The following is a 6,573-nucleotide window of genomic DNA, read 5'->3' on the forward strand; positions in this document are numbered from 1 at the left end:
CCGTGTCTCGTGCTAAGGTTTGCCGACGACAGGAGTGATTGGATGGCGGCGAGCGCGAAATTCGAGATTGGACAATTGATCCAGCACCGACTGTTTGGTTATCGCGGTGTGATTGCCGACGCCGATCCCGGGTTTCAACTCAGCGACGAATGGTACGCCATGATGGCACGGACCCAGCCGCCGAAGGATCAACCGTGGTATCACGTCCTTGTACACGACACCGACCAAACGACCTATGTTGCGGAACGAAACCTGGAACCCGATGAAAGTGCCGCGCCAATTCGTCACCCCGCCGTCACGGAGATCTTCGAAACATTCGCGGGAGACCGATACCACCGCCGCCGAATGAACTGAGCTTGACCAATTGCGTCGCTTGGTTCGCGTCACATCTTTCTGAGCGGGCACAAACGTTTGCGCTAATTCTTGAATGCCCTTAAAAAAAAGCATGGCTTACACGATCGATTACATGGATCCGGCCGACGTTGCGCGTGCGACGGCACGCATCTTGCTCGACATTGGCGCGGTCAATTTTCGCCCTGAAGACCCCTATAGATTGACGTCCGGCCGGGCCAGTCCGAGCTATATCGATTGCCGCAAGATCATTTCATTTCCCGACGAGCGACGCGAAATTACGAAGATGGCGGTGGGGCTGTTGGACCGTGACATTGGTCGCGACGACATCGATGTGATCGCGGGCGGCGAAACGGCTGGCATTCCGTTCGCCGCTTGGATTGCCGCGGCGACCGATAAGCCAATGGTTTATGTGCGCAAAAAGCCCAAGGGTTTCGGCCGGATGGCGCAGATCGAGGGTGACCTCGACGATGGTACGCGCGTCCTATTGGTCGAGGATCTGGCGACCGATGCCGGAAGCAAGATCGCTTTTTGCGAGGCCCTGAGGTCGGCGGGCGCCACCGTCAATCATTGCTTGGTGGTCTTTCACTACGGAATATTCCCCGCGAGCTTTGAGCGGCTGGCCGAGATCGGCGTGGCGCTCCATGGTCTCGCGACATGGTGGGACGTCCTGGCTGCGGCGCGAACGAAAAGCGAATTCTCAGAGGCAACGCTAACAGAGGTCGAATCATTCCTGCGCGACCCCGAGCGCTGGTCGGAGGCGCATGGCGGTGCAAGCCAGTAGCGTTGAAATCTGTCCGGGCCGCGCCATCCAAGCCGTCCCCGCCCCAAAGGCCCCAATGTCGCCTCAAATCCGCATTAAGCCCGGCGACGAGACGAAATACGGGGTCAGGTAAGACGATGTCGAGACGTTTGTTTATTTTGACAGCCGCAATCTTAGTCGTCGCGACGGGAATCGCCCGCGCCGCCAAGGACGATTTGGTCATTGGTATCACTCAGTTCCCCTCCACTTTCCACCCGATGATCGATTCGATGCTCGCCAAGAGCTATATCCTGGCGATGACTCGGCGCTCGGTCACCGTTTATGACGCGAACTGGGAATTGGTCTGTCTTCTTTGCACCGAATTGCCCACGCTCGAGAACGGATTGGCCACGATCGAAGAACTGCCCGACGGCAAGCAGGGAATCGCGCTAACCGTCCAAATCCACCCCGACGCGAGATGGGGAGATGGCACGCCGGTCACATCCGACGACATGGTTTTCACCTGGGAGGTCGGTCGAGACCCGCAGAGCGGAGTCAGCAACGCCGAAGCCTTTCGTCGCATCCTCGGTGTGGATGTCGTCGACGACAAAACGTTCGTTCTTCACGTCGATCGCGTGACCTTCAACTATAACGACCTGAGCGGGCTGGATATCCTCCCCGCCCATCTCGAAAGACCGAAATTCGCTGATCCGATCGAATACAAGAATCGGACAGCCTACGATACCGATACGACCAATCCCGGACTCTATTTCGGCCCCTACCGTATCGATGAGGTCGTACCGGGATCCCATGTCGTCCTGGTCCCGAACGAAACATGGTACGACGATCCGCCCCATTTTCAGCGCATCGTCGCGCGGGTCGTCGAGAACACAGCGGCATTGGAAGCCAACCTACTGTCCGGCGCGGTCGACTACGTGGCCGGCGAGCTGGGGCTCAGTCTCGATCAGGCGCTTGCCTTCGAGAAACGCTATGGCGCGGATTTCGATATTCAGTACAAGGCCGGTCTGGTCTACGAGCATATCGACCTGAACCTCGACGATCCGATTCTTCAAGACCCCAACGTCCGCCGCGCCCTATTGCACGGCATCGACCGCCAAGCGATCAGCGAGCAATTGTTCGCCGGCAAACAACCGGTCGCCCATTCGAGCGTCAGTCCGCTCGACTGGGTCTACGAGGAAGACATCCCGATTTATGATTATGATCCCGACAAGGCGGCCGCACTCCTGGAGGCGGCGGGCTGGAAACCGGGTCCCGATGGCACCCGAATCAATTCCAATGGAGAACCGCTGCGGCTCGACCTGATGACGACGGCGGGAAATCGCGTTCGTGAGCTGGTCGAGCAGGTCATCCAGGGACAATTGCGCAAGATCGGCGCCGATATCCGAATCCGAAACGAACCGGCGCGGGTGTTTTTCGGCGAAACGGTCACGCGGCGAAAGTTCAACGGAATGGCTATGTTTGCCTGGATTAGCGCCCCGGAAAACGTTCCGCTTTCGACCCTGAAATCAGACCAGATACCGAGCCAGGAAAACAATTTCGCCGGGCAAAACTACACCGGCTACAGCAATCCGGAGATGGATCGGCTGATCGACGATATCGAGGTCGAGTTGGACCGCGACAAGCGCCGGGCTCTGTGGAGCGATTTGCAGCGTCTCTACGCGACCGATTTGCCGGTATTGCCCCTCTACTTTCGCGCCAACCCGTATATCCTGCCGAAATGGCTCAAGGGCGTGATCCCCACCGGCCATCAGTATCCGACGACCAATTGGATCGAACACTGGTCGGCCGACAACTAAGTCGTGGGCAAGTCGCAACGGGTCTGGAATACGTTGCATTGCCCTATCCGCCGACATCAAGATCGGGCCCTTCGAGCACCGATGATGAAATTCGGTGTTTCGGCAGATAGGCTCTTTCCGCAATGATGCGATTTCTTGTTCATCGAATCGTTCAGGCATTTGTCGTTCTTCTAGCGATGTCCTTTGTGATCTACGGGTTGATCGGGCTGATGCCCGGTGACCCCATCGATCTCATGATCAGCGCCGACCCCAATCTGACACCCGCCGACGCCGAACGGTTGAAAGCCATATACGGGCTCGACCGTCCCTTCTCGCAGCGCTATTTGGCCTGGCTGGTAAATGCGCTTGGAGGCGACTTCGGTTATTCGCGGCTCCACGCCAAGCCGGTGATGGACGTCCTTCTGCCACGCCTCGGCAATACCTTGGTTCTGATGGGCGTGGCCTTCGCGGTGACCTTGGCGATCGCGCTGCCAATTGGAACGATCGCCGCAATTCGGCGCGATAGCGCGGCCGATTACGCGATCAATTTTGTCGCCTTCGCCGGTATCTCGACCCCACCCTTCTGGCTGGCACTTTTGCTCATCATGCTGTTCTCGGTGACCCTTGGCTGGCTTCCGGCGGGCGGTATGGGAAACGCCGCGATGGGCGGCGGATTTGACCGTTTGACGTACCTGGTCCTGCCGGTCATGACGCTATCGCTGGCCAGTATCGGAGGCTATACCCGCTATACCCGCGCGGCCATGGGCGAGGCTCTGGGCCAGGACTACATAAGGACCGCCTGGGCCAAAGGGGCCAACATGGCCCGTGTCGTCATCCACCATGCCCTTCCTAATGCCCTGATTCCGATCGTGACCATCATAGCGCTCGATTTCGGCACACTTTTTTCCGGCGCATTGATAACGGAAACGATGTTTTCCTATTTGGGCATGGGCAAGCTGATCTATGACTCGATCATGGGCAATGACTTCAATCTGGCCCTGGTCGGACTCCTGCTCGCCACCTTCGTCGTTCTGATGGCCAATCTGTTTGCCGATATCGCCTATACGGTTCTCGACCCGCGCATAAACTTCCGTGCGCAGGAGGCCGCGCCGTGAGCGGATCGACGCAAGCCGCAGTGGCGGCTATGCCATCTGGACCACCGCGTTCGGCGGCCAGAATGGCTTTGGGCCGGTTCCGGCGAAATCCGGTTGCCATGAGCAGCCTTCTCTTGCTCTGCGTCATGGCCATGCTGGCAATTTTCGCCCCGGCAATCGAAGCAGTCACCGGTATCGGTGCCGACGATATCGATCTCTTCAACAGACTGGCGGGATCCTCGCTTGCCCATCCGCTTGGCACCGATGAGTTGGGGCGCGACCTCTTCATGCGACTGCTCTATGGCGGCAGGATATCCTTGCTCGTGGGTCTGACCGCGGCCTGCGCCGCGGCGATCATTGGTACCACGATTGGCCTGTTTGCCGGCTATTATGGCGGCCGGTTGGACAACATTCTGATGCGATTGACCGATGGGGTGATTTCGCTCCCGCTCCTGCCCTTGTTGATCGTTTTGGCGGCGGTCGACCTGTCGAAACTTGGTCTTCCCGAGGCATGGGTCAGCTCGGAGGATGCCAGTCTCTATCGAATAATCGTCTTGATCGCCCTGGTCGGCTGGACAACGGTTGCCCGATTGGCGCGTGGCGCTTCGCTCTCCATTCGACAGCGTGAATTCGTCCGAGCCGCGACCGCCCTGGGCGCACCCAACCGTCGCATCATGTGGGTCCATGTCCTGCCAAATGTCGTATCGCCGATCATCGTCGCGACGACGTTGTCGGTCGGCAACGTAATCCTGCTGGAATCGGTCTTGAGCTTCCTCGGGCTTGGCATCCAGCCGCCTATTCCAAGCTGGGGCAACATGCTGACGAACGCGCAGGAATTGGTCTGGACCGCACCAAGTCTGGCAGTCTGGCCTGGGCTAATGATCTTCCTGACTGTTATCGCCTTCAATTTCGTCGGTGATGGGTCGCAAGACGCGTTCAATCCAAAATCCCAGATTCACTGACTTTCAAACCTTTCACATTGTAAATGGCGGCAAGATTTGCAGACTGGACCCGCCATGACCACGGACCGACAAGACAAGATTCAACCGGTAATTCTTTCCGGTGGCGCGGGGACGCGCCTGTGGCCCCAGTCCCGCGAACTGTATCCGAAACAGCTGCTGGCGCTGTTGGACGAGTACAGCCTCTTGCAGATGACGGCGCAGCGGGTTTTGGACTTTGACCGTTTCACTGCGCCGATCGTGGTCTGCAATCATGAGCACCGGTTCATCGTCGCCGAGCAATTGCGAGAAATCGGCGTCGAGCAGGCGATCATCATGGTCGAGCCGGAAGGCAGGAACACGGCGCCGGCCGCCGCCGCCGCCGCCGAGTTGGCGCTGAAATCCGATAACGATGCGGTCATCCTAATCCTGCCGTCGGATCACGCGATCGACAAGCCGGGCCACTTGATGGACGCGGTCGCGCGCGGGGAAGCGACGGCCCGTGCCGGTGGGTTGGTGGCTTTTGGCATTGCACCCGATCGGGCCGAAACCGGTTACGGATACCTTCATCGCGGAGAGTTGGTCTCCGGTTCCGACGGTGTCTTTCACCTTCGCCGATTTGTCGAAAAGCCAGACCGGAAAACCGCAGAGGAACTCGTCGCCGACGGCCACCATCTGTGGAACGCGGGGATCTTTCTCTTTTCAGCGCAGCGCTACCTAAGCGAGTTGGCACAACTCGAGCCGGAGATAGCGGCAGCGACGAGTGCAGCCCTGCGTGAAGCCCGGCAGGATATCGATTTCTTATGGCTCGATCCGGACGAATTCTCAAAAAGCCCCTCAAATTCAATAGATTATGCGGTCATGGAGCGCATTGACGACGCCTTTATCGTCGAAACAGACTTGGGATGGAACGACCTTGGCTCCTGGCAGTCGCTGTGGCAAATCGGTCCAAAGGACGAGAACGGAAACGTTTTGACCGGCGACGTCATCGTTCAGGGTGTGACCCGTTCGTACATCCACGCGTCCGGGCAGCTGGTCACGGCGACCGGGATCGACAATATGGCGGTCGTGGCGACCGGCGATGCGGTGCTCGTCGTCCCCCTGGAACGGGCTCAAGATGTAAAGTCGATTGTCGAGCGCCTGAAGACCGACGAGCGGCCGGAGGCGTCCGTACATAGTCGGGTCTATCGCCCATGGGGCTACTATCAGGGGATCGATCTCGATACCAACTTTCAAGTCAAACGGATCGCCGTTTACCCGGGCCGCCGGCTTTCCTTGCAGAAACACGCGCATCGCGCCGAGCACTGGATCGTGGTCGAGGGTACGGCAATCGTCACCTGCGATGATGAGACCTTCGAACTTGACAAGAACCAGTCGACATTCATCCCGTTGGGCGCCGTTCACCGCCTCGAGAACCGGGGTCCGGGGCTGCTGAAGCTGATCGAGGTTCAATCGGGTGATTACCTCGGCGAAGACGATATCGTCCGTTTGGAGGACGCCTACGGCCGGACCTAATACCAAATCCCGTTGATCATGACCTATGTGCCCATTGCCTGTGTCCGATCGACATGATTTTCCAGGGCTGATCGATGAGCTTGTTCCAGGCGTCACAGCAGTGGTCGACGATGTCGTCGTATGAGTTGAAGACGCGG

General features: G+C 58.5%; 7 protein-coding genes. 6 read left to right on the forward strand and 1 reads right to left on the reverse strand.

Annotation, left to right across the window (positions count from 1 at the left end; genetic code table 11):
• Nucleotides 1–42: 42 nt before the first annotated feature.
• From hspQ to GY791_21630, 6 genes are all read left to right on the forward strand, one after another.
• A complete protein-coding gene (gene hspQ / locus GY791_21605; protein ID MCP4330989.1) occupies nucleotides 43–354 on the forward strand; it encodes a heat shock protein HspQ in 312 nt (103 codons plus the stop codon).
• A gap of 73 nt (nucleotides 355–427) precedes the next feature.
• On the forward strand, nucleotides 428–1,135 hold the full coding sequence (locus tag GY791_21610; protein ID MCP4330990.1) for an orotate phosphoribosyltransferase: 708 nt from the start codon (nucleotides 428–430) through the stop codon (nucleotides 1,133–1,135).
• 116 nt (nucleotides 1,136–1,251) lie between these two features.
• The gene (locus GY791_21615) at nucleotides 1,252–2,910 is read left to right on the forward strand and encodes a peptide ABC transporter substrate-binding protein (GenBank protein ID MCP4330991.1); all 1,659 of its coding nucleotides are present in this window, start codon (nucleotides 1,252–1,254) and stop codon (nucleotides 2,908–2,910) included.
• Between the two features lie 122 nt (nucleotides 2,911–3,032).
• Nucleotides 3,033–4,004: an ABC transporter permease gene (locus GY791_21620; GenBank protein MCP4330992.1), complete on the forward strand. Its 972-nt coding sequence runs from the start codon at nucleotides 3,033–3,035 to the stop codon at nucleotides 4,002–4,004.
• Between the two features lie 29 nt (nucleotides 4,005–4,033).
• The gene (locus tag GY791_21625; GenBank protein ID MCP4330993.1) at nucleotides 4,034–4,945 is read left to right on the forward strand and encodes an ABC transporter permease; all 912 of its coding nucleotides are present in this window, start codon (nucleotides 4,034–4,036) and stop codon (nucleotides 4,943–4,945) included.
• 54 nt (nucleotides 4,946–4,999) lie between these two features.
• Nucleotides 5,000–6,436 carry a mannose-1-phosphate guanylyltransferase/mannose-6-phosphate isomerase gene (locus GY791_21630; protein MCP4330994.1) on the forward strand — a complete coding sequence of 479 codons (1,437 nt, stop codon included), beginning with the start codon at nucleotides 5,000–5,002 and terminating at the stop codon, nucleotides 6,434–6,436.
• Nucleotides 6,437–6,452: 16 nt separating this feature from the next.
• On the opposite strand, the gene GY791_21635 is transcribed toward GY791_21630, so the two are convergent.
• Nucleotides 6,453–6,573 (reverse strand): IS630 family transposase (locus GY791_21635; protein ID MCP4330995.1); only part of this gene is annotated, 121 nt, incomplete at its 5' end.

The sequence above is a fragment of the Alphaproteobacteria bacterium genome (assembly GCA_024244705.1).
Classification (GTDB): domain Bacteria; phylum Pseudomonadota; class Alphaproteobacteria; order JAAEOK01; family JAAEOK01; genus JAAEOK01.